This window comes from Pseudomonas parasichuanensis (assembly GCF_021601385.1).
GTDB lineage: Bacteria > Pseudomonadota > Gammaproteobacteria > Pseudomonadales > Pseudomonadaceae > Aquipseudomonas > Aquipseudomonas parasichuanensis.
Window position 1 is genome coordinate 1 of sequence record NZ_BQHO01000126.1, and the last position, 229, is coordinate 229.

At 71.6% G+C, this 229-nt stretch carries 1 protein-coding gene; it reads left to right on the top strand.

Features of this window, described 5'->3' with window-relative positions; all coding sequences use genetic code 11:
* On the top strand, positions 1-229 hold a 229-nt coding region (locus L6D77_RS27230; protein WP_236170252.1), incomplete at both ends, for a hypothetical protein.

A 229-nucleotide genomic window follows, 5' to 3' on the forward strand; every position in this document is an offset into this window, starting at 1 on the left:
CGCCCAAGGCGCTGTTCCAGCACCAGACGGTGCAGGGGCTGGCAACGGTGGCCGAGCAGGGTGAGGGCGGCCAGGTGATCGAACAGGGCCCGCTGAGCGGCGCCACGCCGTTGCTGCCGATCCAGCAGGCGTTCTTCGCCACGGCGATCCCCGAGCGCCACCACTGGAACCAGTCGGTGCTGCTCAAGCCGGCGGCGGCGCTGCACGCCGGTTACCTGGAGCAGGCGCT